This is a genomic window from Sinomicrobium endophyticum (genome assembly GCF_052983315.1).
Map to the genome: position 1 here is coordinate 215,574 of NZ_JBRKIS010000018.1, position 23,831 is coordinate 239,404.

General features: G+C 42.6%; 23 protein-coding genes and 1 pseudogene. 17 read left to right on the top strand and 7 right to left on the bottom strand.

Annotated features, from left to right (window positions below; translation table 11 throughout):
* Positions 1 to 208 precede the first annotated feature (208 nt).
* Complete coding sequence (locus ACVBDU_RS05600; protein WP_447178779.1) at positions 209 to 1,795, top strand: peptide chain release factor 3; 1,587 nt, start codon at positions 209 to 211, stop codon at positions 1,793 to 1,795.
* Between the two features lie 603 nt (positions 1,796 to 2,398).
* Here ACVBDU_RS05600 and ACVBDU_RS05605 read toward each other — a convergent pair.
* From ACVBDU_RS05605 to ACVBDU_RS05620, 4 genes are all read right to left on the bottom strand, one after another.
* Positions 2,399 to 2,578, bottom strand: a complete 180-nt coding sequence (locus ACVBDU_RS05605) for a hypothetical protein (protein WP_447178780.1) — start codon at positions 2,576 to 2,578, stop codon at positions 2,399 to 2,401.
* Positions 2,579 to 2,721: 143 nt separating this feature from the next.
* Positions 2,722 to 3,456, bottom strand: a complete 735-nt coding sequence (locus ACVBDU_RS05610; RefSeq protein ID WP_447178781.1) for a class I SAM-dependent methyltransferase — start codon at positions 3,454 to 3,456, stop codon at positions 2,722 to 2,724.
* 38 nt (positions 3,457 to 3,494) lie between these two features.
* A complete protein-coding gene (locus ACVBDU_RS05615; protein ID WP_447178782.1) occupies positions 3,495 to 4,451 on the bottom strand; it encodes an NAD-dependent epimerase/dehydratase family protein in 957 nt (318 codons plus the stop codon).
* Between the two features lie 3 nt (positions 4,452 to 4,454).
* Positions 4,455 to 5,279 (bottom strand): glycosyltransferase family 2 protein, encoded by an 825-nt coding sequence (locus tag ACVBDU_RS05620; protein WP_447178783.1) that lies wholly within the window; start codon positions 5,277 to 5,279, stop codon positions 4,455 to 4,457.
* A gap of 82 nt (positions 5,280 to 5,361) precedes the next feature.
* Between ACVBDU_RS05620 and ACVBDU_RS05625 the strand changes: the two genes are divergently transcribed.
* The 7 genes from ACVBDU_RS05625 (at position 5,362) to ACVBDU_RS05655 (ending at position 12,514) form a co-directional block, all read left to right on the top strand.
* Positions 5,362 to 6,114 carry a glycosyltransferase family 2 protein gene (locus tag ACVBDU_RS05625; RefSeq protein WP_447178784.1) on the top strand — a complete coding sequence of 251 codons (753 nt, stop codon included), beginning with the start codon at positions 5,362 to 5,364 and terminating at the stop codon, positions 6,112 to 6,114.
* Between the two features lie 90 nt (positions 6,115 to 6,204).
* Positions 6,205 to 7,035, top strand: coding sequence for a glycosyltransferase family protein (locus ACVBDU_RS05630; RefSeq protein ID WP_447178785.1), 831 nt, complete (start codon positions 6,205 to 6,207; stop codon positions 7,033 to 7,035).
* Positions 7,036 to 7,085: 50 nt separating this feature from the next.
* Positions 7,086 to 7,646 (top strand): L-threonylcarbamoyladenylate synthase, encoded by a 561-nt coding sequence (locus ACVBDU_RS05635; RefSeq protein ID WP_447178786.1) that lies wholly within the window; start codon positions 7,086 to 7,088, stop codon positions 7,644 to 7,646.
* Positions 7,647 to 7,735: 89 nt separating this feature from the next.
* Complete coding sequence (locus ACVBDU_RS05640) at positions 7,736 to 9,172, top strand: CCA tRNA nucleotidyltransferase (RefSeq protein WP_447178787.1); 1,437 nt, start codon at positions 7,736 to 7,738, stop codon at positions 9,170 to 9,172.
* A gap of 488 nt (positions 9,173 to 9,660) precedes the next feature.
* Positions 9,661 to 10,698 carry a COX15/CtaA family protein gene (locus tag ACVBDU_RS05645; protein WP_447178788.1) on the top strand — a complete coding sequence of 346 codons (1,038 nt, stop codon included), beginning with the start codon at positions 9,661 to 9,663 and terminating at the stop codon, positions 10,696 to 10,698.
* 73 nt (positions 10,699 to 10,771) lie between these two features.
* Positions 10,772 to 11,281: an IS1096 element passenger TnpR family protein gene (locus ACVBDU_RS05650; RefSeq protein ID WP_447178789.1), complete on the top strand. Its 510-nt coding sequence runs from the start codon at positions 10,772 to 10,774 to the stop codon at positions 11,279 to 11,281.
* Positions 11,282 to 11,455: 174 nt separating this feature from the next.
* Positions 11,456 to 12,514, top strand: coding sequence for a nucleoid-associated protein (locus ACVBDU_RS05655; RefSeq protein ID WP_447178790.1), 1,059 nt, complete (start codon positions 11,456 to 11,458; stop codon positions 12,512 to 12,514).
* A 237-nt stretch (positions 12,515 to 12,751) separates the two neighbouring features.
* On the opposite strand, the gene ACVBDU_RS05660 is transcribed toward ACVBDU_RS05655, so the two are convergent.
* Positions 12,752 to 13,828: a hypothetical protein gene (locus ACVBDU_RS05660; protein WP_447178896.1), complete on the bottom strand. Its 1,077-nt coding sequence runs from the start codon at positions 13,826 to 13,828 to the stop codon at positions 12,752 to 12,754.
* A gap of 238 nt (positions 13,829 to 14,066) precedes the next feature.
* Here ACVBDU_RS05660 and ACVBDU_RS05665 point away from each other — a divergent pair, with 238 nt between their 5' ends.
* The 3 genes from ACVBDU_RS05665 (at position 14,067) to ACVBDU_RS05675 (ending at position 17,191) form a co-directional block, all read left to right on the top strand.
* Positions 14,067 to 14,960, top strand: a complete 894-nt coding sequence (locus ACVBDU_RS05665; protein WP_447178791.1) for an ABC transporter ATP-binding protein — start codon at positions 14,067 to 14,069, stop codon at positions 14,958 to 14,960.
* A 243-nt stretch (positions 14,961 to 15,203) separates the two neighbouring features.
* Complete coding sequence (locus ACVBDU_RS05670) at positions 15,204 to 16,034, top strand: ABC transporter permease (protein WP_447178792.1); 831 nt, start codon at positions 15,204 to 15,206, stop codon at positions 16,032 to 16,034.
* A 596-nt stretch (positions 16,035 to 16,630) separates the two neighbouring features.
* The gene (locus ACVBDU_RS05675) at positions 16,631 to 17,191 is read left to right on the top strand and encodes a dihydrofolate reductase family protein (protein WP_447178793.1); all 561 of its coding nucleotides are present in this window, start codon (positions 16,631 to 16,633) and stop codon (positions 17,189 to 17,191) included.
* Positions 17,192 to 17,227: 36 nt separating this feature from the next.
* On the opposite strand, the gene ACVBDU_RS05680 is transcribed toward ACVBDU_RS05675, so the two are convergent.
* Positions 17,228 to 17,392 (bottom strand): hypothetical protein, encoded by a 165-nt coding sequence (locus tag ACVBDU_RS05680; RefSeq protein ID WP_447178794.1) that lies wholly within the window; start codon positions 17,390 to 17,392, stop codon positions 17,228 to 17,230.
* Between ACVBDU_RS05680 and ACVBDU_RS05685 the strand changes: the two are divergent.
* From ACVBDU_RS05685 to ACVBDU_RS05700, 4 genes and pseudogenes are all read left to right on the top strand, one after another.
* Positions 17,330 to 17,695 (top strand): annotated as a pseudogene (locus ACVBDU_RS05685) (HAEPLYID family protein); the annotation flags it as partial. The gene ACVBDU_RS05680 and the pseudogene ACVBDU_RS05685 sit on opposite strands and share 63 nt — an antisense overlap.
* Positions 17,696 to 18,268: 573 nt before the next feature.
* Positions 18,269 to 18,829, top strand: coding sequence for a helix-turn-helix domain-containing protein (locus tag ACVBDU_RS05690; RefSeq protein WP_447178795.1), 561 nt, complete (start codon positions 18,269 to 18,271; stop codon positions 18,827 to 18,829).
* 98 nt (positions 18,830 to 18,927) lie between these two features.
* Positions 18,928 to 19,164, top strand: a complete 237-nt coding sequence (locus ACVBDU_RS05695) for a hypothetical protein (protein WP_447178796.1) — start codon at positions 18,928 to 18,930, stop codon at positions 19,162 to 19,164.
* Between the two features lie 267 nt (positions 19,165 to 19,431).
* Entirely contained in the window at positions 19,432 to 19,818 is a 387-nt protein-coding gene (locus tag ACVBDU_RS05700) for a cupin domain-containing protein (RefSeq protein WP_447178797.1), read from the top strand.
* 201 nt (positions 19,819 to 20,019) lie between these two features.
* Here the strand turns inward: ACVBDU_RS05700 and ACVBDU_RS05705 are convergent, their stop codons facing one another.
* Positions 20,020 to 20,601: a YdeI/OmpD-associated family protein gene (locus tag ACVBDU_RS05705; protein WP_447178798.1), complete on the bottom strand. Its 582-nt coding sequence runs from the start codon at positions 20,599 to 20,601 to the stop codon at positions 20,020 to 20,022.
* A gap of 456 nt (positions 20,602 to 21,057) precedes the next feature.
* Here ACVBDU_RS05705 and ACVBDU_RS05710 point away from each other — a divergent pair, with 456 nt between their 5' ends.
* Entirely contained in the window at positions 21,058 to 23,094 is a 2,037-nt protein-coding gene (locus ACVBDU_RS05710; protein WP_447178799.1) for a hypothetical protein, read from the top strand.
* Positions 23,095 to 23,246: 152 nt separating this feature from the next.
* Positions 23,247 to 23,801, top strand: coding sequence for a DUF4251 domain-containing protein (locus ACVBDU_RS05715; RefSeq protein WP_447178800.1), 555 nt, complete (start codon positions 23,247 to 23,249; stop codon positions 23,799 to 23,801).
* The last annotated feature ends 30 nt before the right edge of the window (positions 23,802 to 23,831 follow it).

Here is a 23,831-nt window from a genome sequence, read left to right on the forward strand (position 1 = left end):
AAGTTCTCTAAAGGACATTTTTCAGAATACTAATATAAAACTAAACTTTCAATATGCGATTCCGTATACTGTTTTTTTATCCACCAAAAAAGAAAGAAACAGGCTACCAGATTTTTACAAACAGAAAGGGAAATATTGAAAATGAGACCCGCCAACCTTTAATGATTTGTATTATAATACTATTTTTGCAACCACAATACGAGAATCTATGAGCTTAGTTAAGGAGATTAACAAAAGGAGGACATTCGGTATCATCTCACACCCCGATGCCGGAAAGACCACATTGACGGAAAAACTGCTTCTTTTCGGAGGGGCTATCCAGGAAGCGGGAGCCGTAAAAAGCAATAAGATAAAAAAGGGGGCCACGAGCGACTTCATGGAAATAGAAAGGCAAAGAGGTATTTCGGTTGCCACCTCCGTACTGGGCTTCTACTATAAAGACAAGAAAATAAACATCCTGGATACTCCGGGGCACAAGGATTTTGCCGAAGACACTTTCCGTACCCTGACAGCTGTAGACAGTGTTATCGTTGTGATAGACGTTGCCAAAGGGGTCGAAGAACAAACGGAAAAACTGGTACAGGTATGCCGTATGCGGAACATTCCCATGATCGTTTTTATCAATAAACTCGACCGGGAAGGAAAAGACGCCTTTGATCTTCTGGACGAAGTGGAACAAAAGCTCGGCCTGCAGGTTACCCCGCTTAGTTTCCCCATAGGCATGGGATATGACTTCAAGGGTATTTACAATATCTGGGAGAAAAACATCAATCTCTTTAGCGGGGACAGCAAAAAGAACATAGAAGAAACTATTGCCTTTGACAATATAGACGATCCGGAGCTGGACGGCATCATCGGAAAAGATGCGGCAGAAACACTGCGGGAGAACCTGGAACTCGTACACGGGGTATATCCGGAATTTGACCGCGATGCCTATCTGAAGGGCGAATTACAGCCTGTATTTTTCGGCTCGGCATTAAACAATTTCGGTGTGCGGGAGTTGCTGGATTGTTTTGTAGACATAGCTCCTTTCCCCAGGCCTAAAAAAAGTGAAGAGCGCCTGGTTAAGCCGGATGAAGAAACTTTTTCCGGTTTTGTCTTTAAGATCCACGCCAATATGGACCCTAAACACCGGGACCGCCTGGCCTTTATAAAGATCGTATCCGGTACTTTTGAGAGAAACACACCCTATCTGCATGTAAGGCATAACAAAAAAATGAAGTTTTCCAGTCCCAATGCTTTCTTTGCGGAAAAAAAGGAAATCGTAGACATTTCCTATGCAGGAGATATCGTAGGCCTGCACGATACCGGGAACTTTAAGATAGGAGATACACTTACAGAGGGTGAAATACTCAGTTTCAAAGGAATTCCGAATTTCTCACCGGAACACTTCCGCTACATCAACAATGCAGACCCGATGAAAGCCAAGCAATTGATGAAAGGTATAGATCAGTTGATGGACGAAGGAGTTGCCCAGCTTTTCACCCTTGAACTTAATGGACGTAAAGTAATTGGTACCGTAGGGGCGCTGCAATACGAGGTAATACAATACCGCCTGGAACACGAATACGGGGCTAAATGTACTTATGAAAACTTCCCTATCCACAAAGCGTGCTGGGTAGAACCCGAAGACCCGAAAAGCGAAGAATTTACCGAATTCAAAAGGGTTAAACAGAAATTCCTGGCTACGGATAAACAAGGACAACTGGTATTCCTTGCCGATTCCTCTTTTTCCATACAGATGACACAACAGAAATACCCCTCGGTAAAGCTGCATTTCTCTTCGGAGTATTAATTATTCATCGAAAAGGTTAATAAGTAACGGCGGACTAACGGACCTTTTATTTGTTATTTTAAACATTTAACAGGTCAGGATAAGTCGCAATAATCATTCTTTTGATCGAATCTTCATGACTATTCAAATCATCCAGTTTTCTGTTTAATAAAACATAGGCACTTGCTTCTTTAAAAGATTTATGTACAAAGGTTTCGTGCCCTATTAGTTGAGGAATATGATAATGATACAATCGATATCTCTGATTATTTTTATAACTCTCTATCTTCTGAGCGCGTATATCAATAGTTCGGGATCCAATAAACCCAAAAGAAGCATTTGGAAATTTGTTTAATAACAAAGGGATAGCTTTAGCACAAGTAACTAATATATTATTTACATCTCCTTTATTAATAATATTAGAGAACCTTCTATCACTCCGTCTATCCTTCTTTGCATAAAACTTTACTGCAAAAAAATCATAGCTGTGGTAGTCCGCATTTATTATGTAATGTAATTTTGTTACCGGAGAATGAAATTTATATACATACCTCTTACAGTGATGCACGTTTTCAGGATGGGTCTGTATGAATTTTAGAGGATAACCGGAAACAGTCAGTCTCATTATGGAACTAAAAGAGGAGCGTCTTTATTATCAGATTTTTCTTCTTTCCCTTCTTTTAAAGCATCTTTCAATCGTACTTTAATGGCTTTTTTAACAGATATCCACCCCATTCTATCTCCTTTAGATTTTAAAGAATTAGAGGGGTTTCCTTTTGATCTTATAAAAGTATTTTTAGCCATTTCTCAGAGAAATTTACAAAACAAAAATATGAAAGATCCTTTATGCAAATAACACCAACCAATATTTTTATCTTATAAACACTTTTAATTCAATAGATTATAACTATTGAGTTATTGTTCCTGGATTAAAGATACACAAAAAATTATAACCGGCCCACACGAAGCATAATCGGGAAGATTACCGTTTTCGTATCCCATTCTTCCCAACTCTCTTTGAGTTCATCATAGATCATCGCTACGGGATTTTCCCCGTTTTTACGGATATAATGCTTTACCGCCGACCAGGTCTCCAGGTAACCGCAGAGTTGCTCCAGGGTCCAACGGTATTCATTCCGGAACACCGGAGTTTTTTCTTCACGGAAGGGAAAAGGAATGGTTTGGTACAGTTCCTCTATATATCTTCTTTCCGGGTCCCAATAGGTACCGAGAATATCGGAATACAATTTTCGGATCACCCTATCCGTACTTTCATCTACCTGCAAAAGGGCATACCCCAATACCGCCAATACCCCGTCTTTGCGCAAGGTTCGTTTTACTTCGGCATAGAATCCGGCAAAATCGAACCAGTGAATGGCCTGGGCTACGGTGACCAGGTCGAACTGACCGTCGGCGAAGCTTGTCTTTTCGGCATTCTCCACTTTATACCGGACATTTTGCTTTTGTTCTGCATTTTTTACCTGGTTCGCACTGAGATCCGTAGCGTATACTTCTTCGAAATAATCTGCCAGCTTTACGGCAAGCTGGCCATTGCCCGTACCACAGTCCCAGGCATATTCTTGTTGCCCGGTGCGCGAAACGAGGTAAGATATCAGCTCTGAAGGATACCCGGGACGAAACCTGGAATAAGCACCGGAATGTCCTGAAAAGTTATCTTTCATTTTGTTTATTTTTGATGCGGGCCTTTTTCTTTCACCTATTACCGCTGGAGAAAATTATTCTTATACCACTCTACCTGTCTGGCAAGTCCTTCTTCAAAAGGCGTGCCAGGGTTATATCCCAGCAGCTTACGGGCTTTATCGATAAGAGCGGTAGTGCGTAACTGGTCTCCCGGGCGTGGCGGGGTAACCTGTATTTTGGCCTTTTTCCCGATGATCTTTTCTATAAGTTCTATGCCTTCCCGGGTAGTGTATTCCTTATCTGAACCTATATTGACAATTTCTCCGGACACTGCCTCTTCCTTCCCTATTACGGCAGATATTCCTTCTACAATATCCCCTACATAGGTAAAACTCCTCGAATGTTTTTCACTTCCTTCGAAAAGCGGGAATGATGTTTCCTCGAAAATAGATTTGATCAGTTTGGTATATAATTTTTCCGGTCTCTCCCTCGGTCCGTAAACAGAATACAACCGGAGTGAGCATGCATCGAATTTTCCAACGCGCTGTTCTCCCAATACCAACTGTTCTGCCGCAAGTTTTGTAGTTCCGTAAAAAGAAATAGGTTCGGGCACAGCCGTTTCGGGCAGGGTAGCCTCCTTTCCGTAAATAGACGACGTAGCTATATTGACGAACAAACGCAGGTTTTTATTTTCCTCTTCTATCCATTGCAACAGGTTCTGTGTGGCAAAAATATTATTCCTTACATATTCTTCCAGGGAAACATCCGGGGATATTCCGGGTTGTGCGGCAAAATGGAATATGTAATCCATAGTGCCGGGTAATTTATCTTTTAACGGCTCTGTCAGGTCTGCTTCAATAAAAATCACTCCTGCGGACTGTATATCCTTTACATTTTGCTTTTTCAGCGCCACATCATAATAATCCGAAAAATTATCCACCCCGTAAACGGTATGTCCTTCGGCAGCCAATTGTTCTGCAAGATGCGAACCTATAAAACCGGCCGCACCGGTCACCAATATTTTATAATTTCCCATTATCTAATTCTCTTTCTTTATACCAAAAGGCGTCCACTTGCTCTTGCTATTCCTGGTGTGTTGTCGTATGGCCTGGTTTTTCGCGATGGATTCCGGGGTTTTGTAGCCCCTGGCATGGTCCAGGTGTACACATATGGCGCTATACCGTATTTGCTTCCCTTTAATGCCGTAATTCATCAATCTTTCTCCTAATTCACGATCTTGTCCGCCGTATTGCATGCGTTCGTCAAAACCATTAACCGCTACAATATCCTCTTTCCATCCGGAAGCATTATGCCCGTTCCAGGTTGCTCCCGTAGGAGTTATAGCATTTAAAAGTGCCGCTTTAAAACTTCCGGAAGTCAATTTATTATTTTTAAAAGAAGATTTCAGCCCGTGTTCCTTCAACCACTTCACATCAAAACAACGTCCGGTTCCGATATCTTCCCCGGAGATCTCTTCGGATATGGACATGGGCAACATAAAATACCCTCCGGAAAGGAAATACCCTTTCTCCTTATACCTGTTGTGTACTTGCAGGAAGTCATTCCTCGGAATACAATCCCCGTCACTCATTACAATATAATCCGCCGAACATTTCTCCACAGCTTTATTGAGTATTCTCGATTTCTGAAAACCGTCATCTTCCTGCCAGACATGCACTATGGGATAAAAAACCTCTTTTTGCATCCGTTCCAGAAGCGCTTTGGTCTCCGGTCCGGAGCCATCATCGGCAATGACCATTTCAAAATCTTTAAAGGTCTGTGTATTATATCCCCACAACACTTTTTCCAGCCAGGCTTCGGCATTGTAAGTACTAATAATCACCGAAATCGTCTTGTTACTCATGCTTTCGATTTATCTATATAAAGGCAAAAGTATGAATACAGATATATATCTTTGCCTTAAATCTTACTAAAAATCGGTAAAATTGACGAAACTCACTATCATCATCCCCACGTTAAACGAGGAAGAATTTATAGAGCAGGCCATTCTATCTGCTACATTTGCCGATGAAATACTCATCATTGATTCATTTAGTGAAGACCGCACCCTGGAAATTGCCAAACAACATACGGCAAGTATTTACCAAAGAAAATTCGATGATTTTTCCAGCCAGAAAAACTATGCTATCGATCAGGCAAAAAACGACTGGATATTTATCCTGGATGCCGATGAAGTCATAATCCCCGAACTCCGCGAAGAGATTATCTCCGAACTACGGAAAGAAGACACCTGTGCCGCTTATGAGATAGGAACGGTACGTATGTTTATGGGACGACAAATGAAACACGGAACTGCTAAAAACGATACCAAAACCCTGTTATTTCACAGAAAATATTGCAGGTTCGGTACCAAGCTTGTACATGAAAATCTGGTCGTGAAAGGCAAAACGGGAGCTTTGAAAAACTATATCCTGCATTATACCTACCGGGGGTTCGACCATTTTATCGGTAAAAAAAATCACTATGCGTGGTTACAGTCCAGAGAAATGTTTGCCAAAGGTAAAAAAGCAAACCTGTTTCATATCCTGATAAAACCGTCTTTCCGCTTTTTCAGTGAATACATCCTGAAAAGAGGATTTAGGGATGGTTTTCCCGGTTTTGTAAGTGCTTATGTAAACTCCTATGGTGTAATGTCCAGGTATATAAAATTATGGCTGCTACAACACAAACAAAAGTAATGATGCACAAATCGTCCGAAATTTACACTATAACCGGATACACAGCAAAAAACTGCTTGTATCACTTTTATAATTAAGCAACTACAACGTATGAAAGTCAAGGAAATACCACCTTCCATATACCACACCTTAAAACTACGTGCCATCCCGGCCAACAAACTTAGGCATAAAACAGGAAAAGAAATTCCGGTGATCGTTTCGCTGACCACCATTCCTTTCCGTCTGAATAAATTACACATTGTCATACGAAGCATTTTAGCGCAGGACACCAGGCCTCAAAAAATAATTTTGTGGCTACATGAATCTCTGAAAAACCAGCTCCCTGACAGTCTGAAAGTATTGGAAGGAGATATTTTTGAGGTAAGGTTCTCCACACTCGATTGTCCGCATTTAAAGCTGGTGGAATCTTTAAAATCTTTCCCTGATAAGGTTATCGTAACCTGTGACGATGATTTTATTTACCCGAAAGACTGGCTTACGACATTATATGACGAACACCTGAAAAAACCGGAAACCGTAGTAGCTATTACAACAAGGCTTATCCGGTATGACCGGGACGGAAATGTTCTTCCCTACAAAAACTGGAACTATAAAGATGTTTTAGGGATTGATAAAAAGGCTATTCTTCCTATTGGTTCTTCAGGCGTTTTATATCCTCCGGATAGTTTTCACCCATCTGTGACTGACGAAAAGTTGTTTTTAAAGCTTTCTCCTAAAGCGGACGACTTGTGGTTTAAAGCCATGTCCCTTTTGAATAATACGCCATCGGCAAAAGTGATGGGATATAATAAAGAAGTGATCCCGATCATAGGAACGCAAGGAGTAAGCCTGAAAAAACAAAACATCCGGCAGGACAAAAACAGGAAGCAATGGCAGGCCCTTGCCGATCATTTTGGCATAACACTGTTTAAAGACAATTAGCAGACTGTCAAATAAATATATAATAGAATAAACAAATAGTATCCGGTAAAATGCAAGACGAAATCAACAACGCTGTATCTGTCCTCCGGGAAGGAGGACTCCTCCTCTATCCTACCGATACCGTATGGGGAATAGGCTGCGATGCTACCAATGCCGAAGCCGTTGCCAAAGTTTACGAATTAAAAAAAAGACCGGATGCCAAAGCACTCATTTGCCTGGTATCCGATGTTCCCATGCTCGAAAAGTACATTCCGGAAATAGCGGATGTGATCTATGATATCATAGATCTTGCTACGAGGCCCACAACCATTATTTATGACAATCCCGTCGGCATCGCACCCAACCTGGTTGCACCGGACAATACCCTTGCCATACGAGTGGCATCTGACACCTTCTGCCAACGGCTCATCCGTAAATTCGGGAAACCGCTGGTTTCCACATCGGCAAATATCAGCGGCGCACCCACGCCGCAATCCTACGCCGAAATAAGTGACGAAATTTTAAAAGGTGTAGACTATGTAGTAAATTTGCACCGCGAAAACAAGGGAGGTCAGCCGTCTTCTATCATTAAGATCAGTAAAGACGGGGTCGTAAAGATCATCCGGAAGTAGTTAGTCCGGGAGTTTTGGAGTTGATAGTTTCCTTCTGAAAATTACTACCAACTCCAAAACTCTAAAACTAACCAACTAAAACAGAAGAAGTGACTGTAGATAATTATAAAGAAGCATTACAACAGGATATTTTCAATGTGATATCGGAAGCCGCTGCCGAGCTGGATGTGGACAGTTATGTCATAGGCGGTTTTGTACGGGATTACCTGTTGCAGCGCGATATGCCCAAAGACATTGACATAGTAGCGGTAGGCAGCGGTATAGAACTGGCCAAAAAAGTAGCCGGAAAATTACCGAAGAAGCCCAAAGTACAGGTATTTAAAAATTTCGGTACGGCCATGCTTCGCTGGAATGACCTGGAAGTTGAGTTCGTAGGAGCACGAAAGGAAAGTTACCGTTCGGACAGCCGTAAGCCTATAGTGGAAAACGGCACCCTTCAGGACGATCAGAACCGGCGCGACTTTACCATAAATGCTTTGGCTCTGTCCCTACAGAAAGAAAGTTTCGGTGATCTTCTGGACTCTTTCGGGGGCGTTGATGACCTGAAACAAAAACTGATCCGTACTCCTCTCGATCCGGATATCACCTATTCCGATGATCCGCTGCGGATGCTCAGGGCTATTCGTTTTGCTTCCCAATTAAACTTTAAGATCTTTCCCGATTCGCTCGAAGCCATTTCCCGGAACAAGGAGAGGATAAAGATCATATCTAAAGAACGTGTCGTAGACGAATTGAATAAAATACTAAAATGCGACAAACCTTCCATCGGTCTCAGCCTGCTTTTTAAAACCGGGCTTCTGCATATTATCCTCCCCGAACTCACCAGGCTGCAGGGTATTGAAGAAAAAGAAGGACAACGGCATAAAGACAACTTCTGGCATACACTCGAAGTGGTAGACAACATATCGGAAAATACGGACGATCTCTGGCTCCGGTGGGCGGCCCTGCTGCACGATATAGGGAAAGCCCCAACCAAAAGATTTGACAAAAAGATAGGGTGGACTTTCCACGGACACGAATTCGTAGGTTCTAAAATGGTATTCAAACTTTTTAAACGCCTGCGGATGCCGCTCAATGAAAAGATGAAGTTCGTTCAGAAAATGGTGTTAATGAGCTCCAGGCCCATTGTACTGGCAGAGGATACCGTTACGGACTCCGCCGTGCGCCGCCTCGTGTTTGATGCCGGCGATCATGTAGAGGACCTTATGACCTTATGCGAAGCGGACATTACCACCAAAAACCCTAAGAAGTTCAAGAAATATCATAATAATTTCCACGTCGTCAGGCAGAAGATCGAAGAAGTGGAAGAACGCGATCACATCCGTAATTTCCAGCCACCGATAAGCGGAGAGGATATTATGAAAACCTTTAACCTGAAACCTTCCCGCGAAATAGGCCTTATCAAAGAAGCTATCAAAGAAGCTATCCTGGAAGGAGAAATCCCCAACGAATACGAAGCCGCCCGCGACTTTATGCTGAAAAAGGGTGAGGAACTGGGGTTAAAGCCGGGGAATGAGGCGGTTTAGATTGGGAGTTGTAGAGTTAGGGAGTTATTGGGTTATTGAGTTATACACATAGATACTATTTGTATTAATTTCATAAACAAATAGTTAAATATCTGTATACATATAAAATGAATAGGCATTTCAAAAGAACCTGACTTTGTGGGCTTTGTGAAAAACTTTGAGTCCTTTGTGGTTTTCCCTGTCACGGGTCTTATTTTATCACAGAGATTCGCAAAGCAGGCACAGACCTGCCTGCCGGCATAGGCAGGGTTGCACAAAGTATTGTAGAGAAATTAAATGTATAACTCAATTGAGTTATTGAACTCATTTAGACAAATAAAGTTAAAAAAGAGCTTATCCCGGAAAGCAAAGCCCCGGATCTATATTCCGGAAGGAACTATAAAAAAACATCCGTGTATCCGTGGCAACCAACAAATACCGGAAAAAACATAATCCAATCCATTAAACACCGTTCTTAAATATCGTGGTAAACACATAAAAAAAACAACATGCGCGTGTGGCTTAAAAAGAATTTCAGAACCATAACCAAAACGACGCTTATCCTCGTATACATGGTTATCGTTGCCGGCGCCCTGGTCCGTATGACCGGGAGCGGCATGGGCTGTCCGGACTGGCCCAAATGTTTCGGGTACTACATTCCTCCTACGGAAGAATCGCAACTACTGTGGCATCCGGACAAAACGTATAAAAAAGGACAGGTTATCATCCGGGACGAGTCGTTGCAGGTAGCAAAGGCCGATTTTACGACTTCCGGCACTTATAGTCCCGATAACTGGACACTATACACCAAACACGACTATGCGGTGTTCAATCCGAAACATACGTGGATAGAATATATCAATCGGCTTTGCGGGGCACTTGCCGGGCTGGCTACGCTCTTTATGGCCGTAGCTTCCTTTGTCTATTGGAAAGAAAAACGCAGCGTTACCCTGCTCTCCTGGCTCGCCGTATTCGGTATGGGCTTCCAGGCGTGGTTGGGGGCTACCGTCGTATACTCCGTTCTCGCCCCGGTAAAGATTACCATTCATATGGTCATGGCGTTGGCCATTGTAGCCCTTATTCTGTATATCCTGCACCTTACCAGGGCGCGTAAAAGCGAATATAAGACAGACAGGCTTTTCACCAATCTCATCCGGCTTGCCCTTTTCCTCACGCTCGTACAGGTAGTGTTGGGTACGCAGGTAAGACAGTTTGTAGATGAACAGGTAAAAATAGTGGGAGATACCGCCCGGGACCTATGGCTCCACAATCCGGGGCTGGACTTTTACACACACCGTTCTTTTTCCATACTGGTGCTGGCCGTCAATGTATTCCTGTTTATCCTCAACCGCAACAGGCAACTGCATTTTGCCCGTGTAAACTGGGTAATGTTACTTATTGTATTAGAGATCATCAGCGGTGTGGCTATGGCTTATTTAGATTTTCCGTTTGCCTCGCAACCCCTGCACCTGGTCCTGGCATCCGTTCTGTTCGGGATACAGTATTATCTGTTGCTCGATACGCGGCATGCAGCGAAATCTTTGTAACTTTACAGGCTCATAAGTTGCCATTTCACTGGCAAGAACATACATAACACACAGAAATACAATCTATAAGAATATGATTTATAAATTCAGGATAATATTAGATGCGGAAGAAGACGTTTTCAGGGATGTAGAAATAGAATCCGGAGATTCCATGGAGGAGTTTCACAATACTATAACCCAGGCTTTCGGTTTTGAAGGTTCCGAGATGGCCTCTTTCTATCTCAGCAACGAAGAATGGCACCAGGGTGAGGAAATTGCCCTGTTTGATATGGGAGACGGACAGGTAGACATACGCCTGATGGGCGAAACCAGGCTGGAAGATGTCGTAGGTGAAGAGAATAACAGGCTTATTTACGTATATGACTTTCTAAATATGTGGACCTTTTTTGTCGAACTTGCGGATATTGCCGGGAAAGAGGATGGCAGGTCCTATCCCAACCTCCTGTTTGCCCACGGACAGCTTCCGGAATTTCCGCCCGAAAAGCAATTTGAGTCCGAGGAAGGCATGAACGATGATTTTAACGACTTCGGCATAGACATAGACGACTATGACAACCTGGACTTTGACGAAAACTGGAACTGAAAGAGTTGAGGAGTTGGGAGTTATTGAGAACGGGAAACCGGGCCAGGTAACAGCAAAGCTCCGGCCTGTGACTAAAATAATAAACACACGTTAACACATTAACAAAAGCTACAATCGCCACCGATATTCCATCCGAAAATAATGGATTCGTGGCAAACAATACTATAAAACCATATGCTGAACCTGTATCCATCACAAATAGAAAGCCTTTCCGTACACCGGGTAGGTAATAAAAGTAGAAACGAAGGCATATTCCTTTCGCGTGAACCCTATCTTCTCAATGATGAGATTACGGGGATACTCAAGGAATACTTCCTGAAACCTTTCCGGGAAAAGGAAGAGAACTACTTTCGTTTTGCCAACGAGGTAGACGTGGAATTCCACCCGCTGTTCGAAATTATTTCCAATATATTTCTGGAACCGGCAACCGTACATGAAAACTCCAAAAAAATCGCCACCCATCTTTTTGACCAGTCCAACCATCCTCACATTAAAAGCGGGGAAGTATATGTAGCCTATTTCAGCGACATGGTGCTGGATAACCAGAAGGTCGATGCCATAGGGGTTTTCAAAAGCGAATTAAAGCACGACTTCCTGCAGTTCCGCGAGGAAGAAAGCAACCTGGATATTGTTATTCAGCAGGGCGTTAACATCAACAAACTGGATAAAGGTTGTATCATCTTTAATACCAATCGCGAAGAAGGTTATAAAATCCTCTCTGTAGACAGCAACCGTTACGACACCAAGTACTGGCTGGAAAACTTTTTGGGAGTGGATGCGCTTACGGACGAAAACTTCATCACCAAAAAATACCTGAAGTTCTGCCAGGACTTTGCCAAAGACGTAGTGCTTCCGGCAGAAGATAAAAAACAGGAAGTGATGTTTATGAACCGTGCCGTAAACCACTTTGCTAAGAACGACGATTTCGAAGAAACCAACTTCCTCAACGAAGTTATGGACAACCCCGAACTTATCCCCGAGTTCAAGCACTACAAGGTAGAAAAAGGACCGAAATACCACATCGAGGACGTATCCAGCTTCCCCATAGCCAACAAAGCGGTTACGGAAGCGCGGAAGAAAATCAAGAATGTCATCAACCTGGATACCAACATCCAGATAAAAATGGACTTCGTAAACCCCGAATCCGCCGAAAAGTTCGTGGAAAAGGGCTGGGACGAAGAAAAGCAGATGTACTATTACCTGGTATACTTCAACCGGGAAGAGAAGAGTTAGACAGACTTTAGATTTGAGATATTAGATTTGAGATGTTAGATAGGGGCTTTTATAGCTTACTATTTTAGTAGATGACAAAAACGCATCCTATAAAGAGTGGACTTCCGGGTTCACTCTTTTTTATTGGGGAGTATTCTGTTGGCCACGGATATTTTATGGTTGTCTGGTCTTAGAAGAGAATCCCCGTCCGCAAGGGACAACAACAAACATCCGTGTAGCCCTGGCTAAAAAAAATCATTAAGTCTTCCTTCTGAACAATCCCCGGGTATTGATATCCTCGTAATTACGTTTTACGAAATCGAGGGCGGCTTCGAGGATTTGTCCCATGTTAGTAGCTTTTTTAAATTCCACATCCTGTACAAAATGCAGTATCTCCATTTTTAGTCTTTCTACATTTTCAGGGACGGATATGGTATCGTTCTTCGCACAGGAAAGCAGTTCTTCCATCCGTTCGTTGTAACTGATGAGCCTTTTGGCCACGATAGACCGTTCTTCTACCTTGTATTGGTCTACCGAACTTCGCTGCAATTTGTCGCGCACCATGTTCACCATAATATTGTTTTCCTTAAAAAACTGGGGGCGGTACACTTTAAACTTGCCTTCAAAACTCTGCTGGTCAAAATCTATGGCCCGGATGCGGTACACTACGTGGTCAAAATCGTGCGTGGATACGATGACGTAGTTATACGACCGCATATCGCCCAGCAAGCGTATCATACAACGCTCATTGAACTTCACGAACTCTTTGGCTATCTGCGCCTTTTCCATCTCCGTGCACCTGGGCAGAAAGTCCTTGATAAACACATCGCCGGGAATTCCCGCTATATGCTCTTCTATAAGTGTATCTTTATATACCAGGAAGTTCAGGTTATAGGGAGATAGCATGTGTTCCAGTTCCAGTCCGTATATACGGGAGGCATCGGCCTTTTTTACATAGAAATAGGTATAGTTATCGTTCAGCACATTACGGATCTTAACGCGAAAGGGTTTGGAGTTACCGAATGTACAGTAATCTATGGCATCTACATTGAGGAACTGTAAAATACGGTCGCTACCGTCCGAGTGCAGGATGGAGTATACCCTTTTAAGGCTCATGTCTATCTCCTCCCGGTCAAATTCGTTATAAAATACACGTATCCACAGGGTATCTTCATCATTTTTATCGTACACCACCACAGAACCGGAAAACCGGAGAAGGTCATCATAAAAGATGGGTATCTTAATATCCCGGTTATATTCTTTCAGGTACCCGTGCAACTGTTCTGTTACCGGGTAGGCGGGTTTCTTCTTCGACATGAGCTTCTCTTCGGACATCGGCTTGGTATAAAAGGATTCTGTATTCAAACTTACACATTTTTTCAGGTAGGATACGACAACAGTGTGCGAAAAAAAATTCCGGAAATTCTGCGAAGGCTTGTAACAAAATCGTACTTTACCCGTCATGTTAACTAAAAAGACTTTAGTTCATGACAAAATTTGTTTTCCATCGGTTGTCGGAAAATCTTCCCGGACCGATTTTGTCATGTACTGAAAAACCTAAAAACCATATATTTTGGAAACCATTTTAAGCATTCATAACCTCACCAAAAAGTTCGGCTATCTCACCGCGGTGAGCGATCTGTCTTTTACCATCGAAAAAGGAAATGTATACGGCATACTGGGGCCAAACGGCAGCGGGAAATCTACCACCCTGGGCATTGTCCTGAATGTGGTGAACAAGACTTCCGGAAATTTCAACTGGTTCGAGGGAAAAGTGTCTACGCACAATGCCCTGAAAAAAGTAGGCGCCATTATTGAACGGCCCAATTTTTACCCGTACATGTCCGCCGAAAAAAACCTGGAGCTGGTATGTAAGATCAAGGGGGTACCCTATGAAAAGGTTCAGGAAAAACTCGAAGTGGTAGGCCTGGCAGACCGAAAAGACAGTAAGTTCAAGACCTATTCGCTGGGGATGAAACAACGCCTGGCCATAGCTTCTGCCCTGCTCAACGACCCGGAAATACTTATCCTGGACGAACCTACCAACGGACTGGACCCACAGGGAATACACCAGATACGACAACTCATCAAACAGATTGCGGCCGACGGCACCACCATTCTCCTGGCCTCGCACCTGCTGGACGAAGTAGAGAAAGTATGCTCGCATGTCGTCGTACTCCGCAAGGGAGAAAAACTATACTCCGGGCGGGTAGATGAGATGATCGCCAGTCACGGCTTCTTTGAATTCAAATGCCCGGAGCGGGAAAAAGCTATCTCCCTGATGCAAAACAACCCTGCCTTCCGGGAGATCAAGGAGGAAAATGACCTCATTACCGCTTTTCTCAACGAACCTATGGAAGCGGAGACCTTTAACCGTTTTATGTTCGACAACGGTATTGTCCTCTCCCATCTTGTGAAACGTAAGGAAAGTCTGGAAGAGCAGTTCCTGGCACTTACGGGGAGTTGATGGGGGTGATGAGTTGGGGAGTTCGGAGTTGGGGAGTTCGGAGTTGATGGGTTATTAAGGAATCTGGCTGGTAATTTTTTGAGATGATTGTAAAATACACCATTCCCATGATAAAAGAATATCTCCAAACTACTATGATAAACGCTCAAAAAAAGTCCCGCAAGGGACAACTAAAAAAACATTAGTGTATCCGTGGCTAACACTAAGAACTAACAAACTAAAAGACTAAAAAACTATAAAAGTATGCTTCGTTTATTACAGATAGAATCCATAAAACTTTGGAACAACCGGGCCAGTAAGTTCCTTATTGTGTCCTATTTTGTGCTGTTGACCTCCATAGCCCTTATCGCCGCTATTAGGTTTGACATCGGCCCCATAAAATTCCACCTGGCCGAACAAGGTATTTTTAACTTTCCCTACATCTGGCATTTCAACACCTATGTAGCCGCCTTTTTAAAACTGTTCCTGGCCATCGTTATCGTCTCCATGACCGCCAACGAGTACAGCAATAAGACCATTAAACAAAACCTGATCGACGGCCTCAGCAAATGGGAATTTATTTACTCCAAGTTCCTCACTGTCCTTAGCTTTGCCGCCATATCTACGGTGTTTATCTTTGCAGTGTCCATGATCCTTGGGCTTATCTATTCCGACTTTAATGAAATGTCCATCATCTTTTCCGACCTGGAATATCTCCTGGCCTATTTTATAAAGCTGGTAGGCTTTTTCTCATTCTGTCTTTTCCTCGGTATCCTGATCAAACGGTCGGCTTTTGCGCTGGGTTTCCTGATCCTGTGGCAGATCCTGGAAGGGATTTTCTACCTGGTCATCCGCTGGCAATCAGACGGTGCTATCGCCGGGGCTGTGGCTCAATTCTTTCCGCTGAATGCCATGAGCAACCTCATCAAAGAACCCTGGACGCGGTTATCGGCCGTACGAACAGCCGCCAGCCAAATAGGTGAAGAACTTTCCAGGGATTATGCCGTACATTGGTATGAAGTAGGCATTGTACTGGTCTGGACCTCCTTGTTTATCTATTGGTCCTATGCCCTGCTCAAAAAACGTGACCTGTAAACGTCCGCTTTCTGCTATACACCATATACCAAAGACACAAAACTGGCGAAAAGTTGTTTTGTGTCTTTGTTTTTTCGGGATATATGCAGAAAAGAAAGCATATCCGGGAATAAAGTAGACGCCCCCATTAATAAAGTTGGCATCCCTCCATGTAAAGTTAGCATCCCCCGGTATAAAGTTGATATCCCCCCATGTAAAGTAAACATCCCCCGGTATAAAGTTGGTATCCCTCCATGTAAAGTAGACATCCCCCGGTGTAAAGTTGACATTTCCCCTTATAAAGTAGGCATTCTCCGATGTAAAGTTGCCCCCCCCTGGTTAAATTATCCCACTGGCGTTCGTTTGAGCAAAGTGGAAACGAGTACCAATCGTAAAAGGTGTAGCAACATACGCCAGGTTTGAACCCCTCCACTCCATTCAACTTATCGTCGAAACCCACAAGCATCACAAACTAGGTGATAAAACGGTCTTTTATGCTATGACATAACAATAAAACAATTAAAAATGTCATAAATACCCCCTTAAAATGTCATGATAGCGCATTTCACAATAAGAATTCTGCAGGTAAATTTGGTAAAACATTAAATTCTGATAAAATGAGAACAATAAAATTACAAATGCAGATTTCATTAGACGGTTTTGTAACCGCCGAATATGGTGGGTCCAATTTTAATTGGGACGAGGAAGTGAAAAACTTTTCCGTTGACAATCTTACTCAGGTAGACAACATCCTAATTGGACGAAATACCGCAGATGAAATTGTCACCTACTGGGGCGGGGTTGCCAACGACCCAAACAACAATGATCATGAATTCGGGAAACTGGTGACAGACATCCCAAAAATTGTTTTTTCCAACAGGCCGGAAACTAATAAATGGAAGAATACAACTATAGTGAACGGAGATATTATGGAGGAAATAAATATTTTAAAAAAGAAAGAAGGCAAGGATATCATGGTGTATGGTGGTTCTTCTTTTGTATCGTCCTTAATCCAAAACGGACTGATAGACGAATTTTATTTATTGGTAAACCCCATTGCCGTTGGCAACGGATTGACCATCTTTAAATCTTTAAAAGATAATTTACCGCTAACGCTCCGGAAGTGTAAACCATTTGCTTGCGGTACCGTATTGCTTTTTTATAAAGCTAAAAAATAATGAGGTGAAATACCAACTATCATCCCTATAGTGCAGCTAAAGGGCTACAAAATGGCCTTTTCGTCCTATTAGCTGATGTACACTACGCCACCGGGTGAGTGTTATAGGTTGGATATTATCCTGAAATGAGCTATATTTCTTAAAGGGAATACCTATAATCCCTTCTTTATTATCGTAAAACGCTGGGGCAACAACTTTCATTCGTTAATTTATACGGGGCCTATGATTGAACAGAGCTTTTTAACAAATGATTTTCATACGACTTATGACATTAATACAAGTTTCCACTACATGATTCCGGGTACAAGAAACTTTATTGGTGTTGAGTTCAATAAGACTGTCGACCATCACGACTTTGATATGACAATACGTCCTCAAATGCGGGTAGGCGTTGCCGACAACTTACTGATTGGAATTGTGGCGGGAGTTCCCGTAAGCAGAGAAAACGAAAGGTTCAGCTCTTTTCTAAGACTGATATGGGAACCACAGCATAAAGAGAAGTAAATAAGAAGAACGGGGAGCATCGTAAAAAGCGTTTGTAACGCGCAGGAAAGGCATTACAAATGCCCGGTAAAACAGACACTCCTTACAAACGAGCGCCAGATGGGGGGGGTAGAAAGCCCAGGCCATAGGAAAACATTAATATTTGGGAATAAACCTAAGGCTTGGATTGGGACATCCCCCCGCTTCCGGTCAAAGACCGGAAACACCTCTCTTCTCCCGATAATCATCGGGATGAAGAGTGGAGCTTTTAGGCGATGATATTAAAAGTTAAAATCATATCGACAACTAAAATTTTAACGCATCATCAGTAATTACGAATTTTAAACTGCCTTGTTTTTGAGGAAGAATATACTTCAGAGACAAGTATTTAATGTACTTCCCTAAAAGATACACAAAAAACAGAGCAAGGAAGACAGGAATACCGTAACTTTATACCTAACCGCCTTCTGAACAATCAAAGTCTCGATCCGTTTTTTAAGATCATACATTGAAGTTACATTAGTATTACCTTAGGTTATGCTTGTTGAGTCAATAGATTCCGGTTAAATTTACTTGTCCGATTCCTCTGTGCTCATGAAATTATATATAAAATATATGGTGAGTTTACGATGTAAACTTATGGTAAAACAAGAGTTGGAAAAACTCGGGTTAAACCATATAAGCATTGAGCTTGGCATGATTGAAATCAGGGGAGAAATAACGGATGAACAAATACAAAAACTGAAGGCAAACTTAGCGATGTCCGGCCTGGAATTACTGGATGACAAAAAAAGTATCCTTGTCGATAAAATAAAAAGTGTTATCATAGAAATGATACACTATGCCGAAGAAATTCCCAAAGGAAACTATTCCGATTATATCAGTGAAAAACTCGGGTATAATTATATTTACTTATCCAACCTGTTTTCAGAAGTCAAAGGAATAACCATACAGCATTTTATCATTAAGCATAAAATAGAAAAAGCAAAAGAACTTATACTTTATGACGAATTAAATCTTACCGAAATCTCGTATAGGCTACATTACAGTAGTGTTGCCCACCTGTCCAATCAATTCAAAAAAGTAACCGGGCATTCTCCTTCATTTTATAAAAAACTGGGCGAAAAAAGAAAGGGTAACCTGGAAAACCTGTAACATGTGTAATGTTCTGTTCTGGTTGTGTAACACATCTTGTAGTATTAGTCCTCACCTTTGCATCAGTACAATGAAGTACACATTAAAATTACAGTATCATGGAAAACAGAAATAAACAGGGAGTGAACAAGGCAAGTGAACTTTTTAAGATTCAAGGTGACTGGGGAAAACAATCCAAGGCCCTAAAAGAAAAATATCCGAAACTTACCAGTGAGGACGTAAAATTTGAAAGCGGTAAAGAAACGGACTTATTCAAAAGACTGGAAACGCGGCTGGAAAAAAACCGCAATGAAGTTATTGGCATTCTAAAAACAAACCATCAGGCTTGTTCTTAATACAACCGGGGTTAGTTAAAATCTAACTCACAGGAAATGAACAGTACTTAAACAGACTGTTCTTTTCTTGTTTTTCAGAATTTGTGATAGATGCAAATTAAAATAATGAACGCATTTAAATTTCCTCCAACGGGAGAATTAACAATTTAATACCTCAAATCATGTCAAAAGAAAAAAAAGGTTCACAAAAAAACAGTAAAACTCCTGCCACAAAAACAGCCAAAGAAAAAAAACAGGCCAAGGCAGACAAGAAGAGATCTACGAAGTATGATTAAATCATATGAAACAAAAATGTACAGGGCCATGGGAAATGATGAGTTTAAAAAATTAACAGCTTTCAAGATTAAAGATAAGCTGGATTATGTTTCAAACACCATAGTCACAAAATATATTCTGAATGAAAAAACCGGGAACATCATGGCCCTTGCCATAGACTATGGCAAGGTTTATATCCCGAAAGTAACCCCGTTTTCTACATTCATCCAGATTATTGAAGGAGAAGCCGAAGTGGTTATCAAGGAACAATCAACGTATCTGCAAAATGGCGATTGTATGATTATTCCCGGCCACACTCCCAATACCATAGAAGCTAATCAAAGATTTAAAATGCTTTCGTTTGTTTTAAAAAGCGGTTATGATGAATTAGAAGTATAACCTAAAACAAAAGCCATGAGTAATTTATTTAAAACAGGGGATGTAGTGTGCTCCAAAGTAAATCCGCACAGCCCCTGGTGGTTAGGGTATTTGCAAGAAGGGTTTACTATTGTGATGTAAAAGATCATCCCGAAGAAAAAGAACAGGTTTATTTTGAAAGAGAAATAACAGTTTTTAACAAATTATAAATCCCTCTGTTTTTTATCTGAATGGCTTGGGTTTAAGCTTTTGACCTGCACTTTCCACTATTTCCCCGATACGTTTTTGTCTCGTCTCTTCCCGTTTTGCAAATACAAGCCACTGCAAAATAATTTTTTTAACGGATTTGCTCAAACTTAAAAAGAAGTCCTTCGAACCGGGACGGGTTTTAAATCCTTCCTCCAGGTCGTCAGGAATGATAAGCGCCTCAACGTCGTCTAAAATGGTCCAGGAGCCATTTTGTTTTGCAATTTCTACACTTTTCAGCCCTGCCCCCGTCATACTTCCGTCCGCAATGAGTCTTTCAATTTTTTCTTTATTTATCTTCGACCATGTACTGACAGCTTTTCGCTTACAGAAAAACTGCATGTATTTTTCATCATCAATAGGTTTTGCTTTACTGTCAATCCAACCGAAACAAAGGGCCTCGTCCACAGCTTCACTCCAGGAAATCGTAGGTATGCCCGATTTCTTTTTATAGCGAATAAGCCAGACCGATTCTCTCCTGTCGTGGTTTTCCTCCAACCATGCTCTCCATTGCTGTCCGTTGGCCGGGTAAAAGGATTCGGTAACTGAATTAATCATAGGTCATTGTATTAAGGTTCTAAGCAAATATAGAACAGGCTTGTGACAACACTATGTCAGGAGCAGGAATTTAAACGCATGTTATTTATCAAAATATTGCTTTGGTACTTGCTCGCAACGAGTACCTGTTGTAAAACACGTTTCCAACATACAAGAACGAGCATAACAAATACCCGGTAATCGTAAATAAGGGCCAGATCGGATCAGAAATACAGTAGTGCGAGGAATTTATATAGAATCATACGGTGTTAAAAATAGATCATATGAGGTTTTATAAGTAGTCCCGCCAGTTGTAAACCCTGACGATAGCCTTACCGGATTATTTTTACGATGGCACCCACTTGTTCAGGGCCATACATTTCAAACCTTAAACGATACCCAGGAACCTTTCATTATTAATCCTTATATTTATGAAAAACATTACACCAAAAACCAAATAATCATAAACCCCAACCTATGAACCTACCAACGAAACCTTCTACGAGCCGGGCAGTTGCCTTGCTGTCCCTACTAATGCTGTTTGCTCTGCCATCGATGGCCCAGGTAACATGGCCTTCCGGCCAGCTCCTTCCCTCCTTTCCCGCATCGGCCCAAACGCAGGACCTGATTATTCTGCGGGAAACATCTTCGCGCTGGCAAGGCGAAGGCCCGGAACTCAGTCACAATACCGGGCGCTTAGAAAGTGACGGCTGGCTTTGCCAGACGGGGATTGACGAAGCCAACCGGCATATGATCTATGGCCCATATGATACTACCCTCCCTGCAGGCCCTAACGTAGCCGAGTTCCGGATGAAAGTAGATAACAATACCGCCAATGATGATCCGATAGTGGATATAGACGTCAGAAATGCTACCACCGGGCAGGTACTGGCTTCACAGACCATCACCCGAACACAGTTTCCCGTTGCGGGCAACTACACCAACTTTTCACTGCCTTTTACCATTCCGGCAGATAATCAATCTATCGAGTTGCGGGTCTACTGGCACGGAACTTCCTATACGAAAGTAGACTGGGTTGGTGTACAGCAAAACAGTTCTTCTGCCGAAATGTACCTTTTCGCTTCGCTGAAAGGTATTGTCAATAAAACTCAGCCCCGCATCTTCTCTTATGAAGGCGATGCATTTGCAGAAGGGCAATACACCTGGCTGGAGTCCCTGGGTCTGGACTGGAATGAACCTGCGGACAAATGGGACCTGATTACCAAGTACCGCAACGAAATATCCGGTTTGATCGTTTATGACCCTGCACAGATACATACCGTAAACCTGGCAACCATGCTGGCCAAAGATCAGGGAGCGCTTATTACTTCGCCTTTACTGCTGTCGCGATTAACTTCCGCACCGTACAACTTCCCGGTGTTGGTCGATCTCCGGGAACAGTTCAGCAGTAAGCTACAGGTATATCAAACCATGTTCGATACCTATTGGCCAAACCTGGACCAACGCCTGTTAATAGGGCTGAACCCCGATATACACAAAGCCGCCCTGCGCGAATACGCCACCGCATTGGGGGCAGCAGTAATATGGCTGGACCCTAAAGTAACCGGGGAAAGCGAATTGCTGAACAGCTTCCTTTCCTCCATGCCCGACGACGCCAATTATATGGGATGGTGGCCGGAAGAAGAACCCGGAGTACAAAGGGCCTCTTCCTATGGCATTGCCACTATTGCCAGTGACTGGGCCACCAACCTCACAGTGCATAGCGGTATGCCCAGAACCGTTAATGTAAAGCCTGCCCCTCCGAAACCTGCATTACAAAACAAACTCTATGTGGCCTTCATCATCAGTGACGGCGATAACTTGCAATATGTAGAACACCTCATGCGGAAAATATGGGAAAATCCCGATCGCGGTTCCGTTCCGATAGGGTGGACCTTATCCCCCGCCATGCTGGATGCCATGCCGGGAGCACTTAACTATTACTACGAAAGTGCTACCGACAATGACAACCTCATCTCCGGTCCCTCCGGGTACGGCTACACCTATCCCAACAGCTGGCCCAGCCAGAATTTGTTGAACCGGTTTGTCGTCAAGACCGAAGACTATAACCAACGCGCCGGTTTCCGTGTAATTACCATCTGGAACACTATTACCGGGGGCATTGACCTGAATGTCGGGCAAACCTTTGCTTCCCTTGCTCCTACCCTTCTCGGTTTAACCGCCCAGAATACCGGGGGTGGACTCACCATCTACGATAACAACCTTCCCGGAATGGCCCTTTCCTGTAACTATTGCACCAACGAACAGGCCATGAAAGACCATATTGCAACTGCCGCTTCGGGATGGGGCGGTAGTGAACCGCGCTTTATTATCATACAGGCACAACCGTGGAATAATGTAACGCCAACAAGCTTTAAAAACGTAGCCGAATCCCTCAACGAAGACTATGAAGTAGTGCGCCCGGATCATATTTTCCAGCTTATCCGCGAAGCGAACAGTCTTCCGGCGAGTAAAAAAGGTAAAAACCATACGCATAGGAATAAGCGGTTGTGAAGTACTACTTTGACCAATATTTGAAAGAATAATTACTATAAATATATATTTTTAAAGCCCTTTAACCGGGACTTTTTTGATACTAAATTGTAGTTATTAACCACAGATACAGGATTATTCCCTAACTTGTATAGCATTTAAATTGTTCAAATATGAAACGTCTTCATTATTTTACAGGTCTGCTATTACTTGTTGTAATCTGTAGTTGCGGCGGGAGCAAAAATACTGTTTCGACCCCCGGAGACATGGGGGAATTGGATACGCTGGTGAAGCAAAAAAAATTCAGGATAGTAAACAACTGGGCCAATCCGATGGTGACCAACGCCATGATGAGCGTGGGCGATCTCCTGGGGCCGCAAAACAACATACAACGAATCAACCTGATGGGAAATTCCAATTACCTGGACATTAAAGGAGATTCCGTAAAAGCCTATTTACCTTACTTCGGCGAACGCCAAATGGGAGGCGGTTATAATATGGATGGTGAAGCCATACAGTTTGACCAGAAAGCCGCCGATATGAATGTGGAATATATAGAAGATAAAAAGCGCTACCGGATAAAGTTTAAAGCCAATAAGAACAGTGAATCCTTTAACATCATTCTGGAGATTTATGCAAACAGAAAAACCAATCTTATGGTGAACAGTACGCAAAGGAATCCAATACGATATGAAGGTATAATAGCTCCACTTCCGGAAGAAAAGTAATCCGCCATAATGAATTGCAATACCGGCTAT

Coding starts and splice junctions, on each gene's coding strand:
- ACVBDU_RS05600 (WP_447178779.1), top strand. CDS start 209: ATGAGCTTAGTTAAGGAGATTAACAAAAGGAGGACATTCGGTATCATC.
- ACVBDU_RS05605 (WP_447178780.1), bottom strand. CDS start 2,578: ATGGCTAAAAATACTTTTATAAGATCAAAAGGAAACCCCTCTAATTCT.
- ACVBDU_RS05610 (WP_447178781.1), bottom strand. CDS start 3,456: ATGAAAGATAACTTTTCAGGACATTCCGGTGCTTATTCCAGGTTTCGT.
- ACVBDU_RS05615 (WP_447178782.1), bottom strand. CDS start 4,451: ATGGGAAATTATAAAATATTGGTGACCGGTGCGGCCGGTTTTATAGGT.
- ACVBDU_RS05620 (WP_447178783.1), bottom strand. CDS start 5,279: ATGAGTAACAAGACGATTTCGGTGATTATTAGTACTTACAATGCCGAA.
- ACVBDU_RS05630 (WP_447178785.1), top strand. CDS start 6,205: ATGAAAGTCAAGGAAATACCACCTTCCATATACCACACCTTAAAACTA.
- ACVBDU_RS05635 (WP_447178786.1), top strand. CDS start 7,086: ATGCAAGACGAAATCAACAACGCTGTATCTGTCCTCCGGGAAGGAGGA.
- ACVBDU_RS05645 (WP_447178788.1), top strand. CDS start 9,661: ATGCGCGTGTGGCTTAAAAAGAATTTCAGAACCATAACCAAAACGACG.
- ACVBDU_RS05650 (WP_447178789.1), top strand. CDS start 10,772: ATGATTTATAAATTCAGGATAATATTAGATGCGGAAGAAGACGTTTTC.
- ACVBDU_RS05655 (WP_447178790.1), top strand. CDS start 11,456: ATGCTGAACCTGTATCCATCACAAATAGAAAGCCTTTCCGTACACCGG.
- ACVBDU_RS05660 (WP_447178896.1), bottom strand. CDS start 13,828: ATGTCCGAAGAGAAGCTCATGTCGAAGAAGAAACCCGCCTACCCGGTA.
- ACVBDU_RS05670 (WP_447178792.1), top strand. CDS start 15,204: ATGCTTCGTTTATTACAGATAGAATCCATAAAACTTTGGAACAACCGG.
- ACVBDU_RS05675 (WP_447178793.1), top strand. CDS start 16,631: ATGAGAACAATAAAATTACAAATGCAGATTTCATTAGACGGTTTTGTA.
- ACVBDU_RS05680 (WP_447178794.1), bottom strand. CDS start 17,392: ATGAAAGTTGTTGCCCCAGCGTTTTACGATAATAAAGAAGGGATTATA.
- ACVBDU_RS05690 (WP_447178795.1), top strand. CDS start 18,269: ATGAAATTATATATAAAATATATGGTGAGTTTACGATGTAAACTTATG.
- ACVBDU_RS05695 (WP_447178796.1), top strand. CDS start 18,928: ATGGAAAACAGAAATAAACAGGGAGTGAACAAGGCAAGTGAACTTTTT.
- ACVBDU_RS05700 (WP_447178797.1), top strand. CDS start 19,432: ATGATTAAATCATATGAAACAAAAATGTACAGGGCCATGGGAAATGAT.
- ACVBDU_RS05705 (WP_447178798.1), bottom strand. CDS start 20,601: ATGATTAATTCAGTTACCGAATCCTTTTACCCGGCCAACGGACAGCAA.
- ACVBDU_RS05710 (WP_447178799.1), top strand. CDS start 21,058: ATGAACCTACCAACGAAACCTTCTACGAGCCGGGCAGTTGCCTTGCTG.
- ACVBDU_RS05715 (WP_447178800.1), top strand. CDS start 23,247: ATGAAACGTCTTCATTATTTTACAGGTCTGCTATTACTTGTTGTAATC.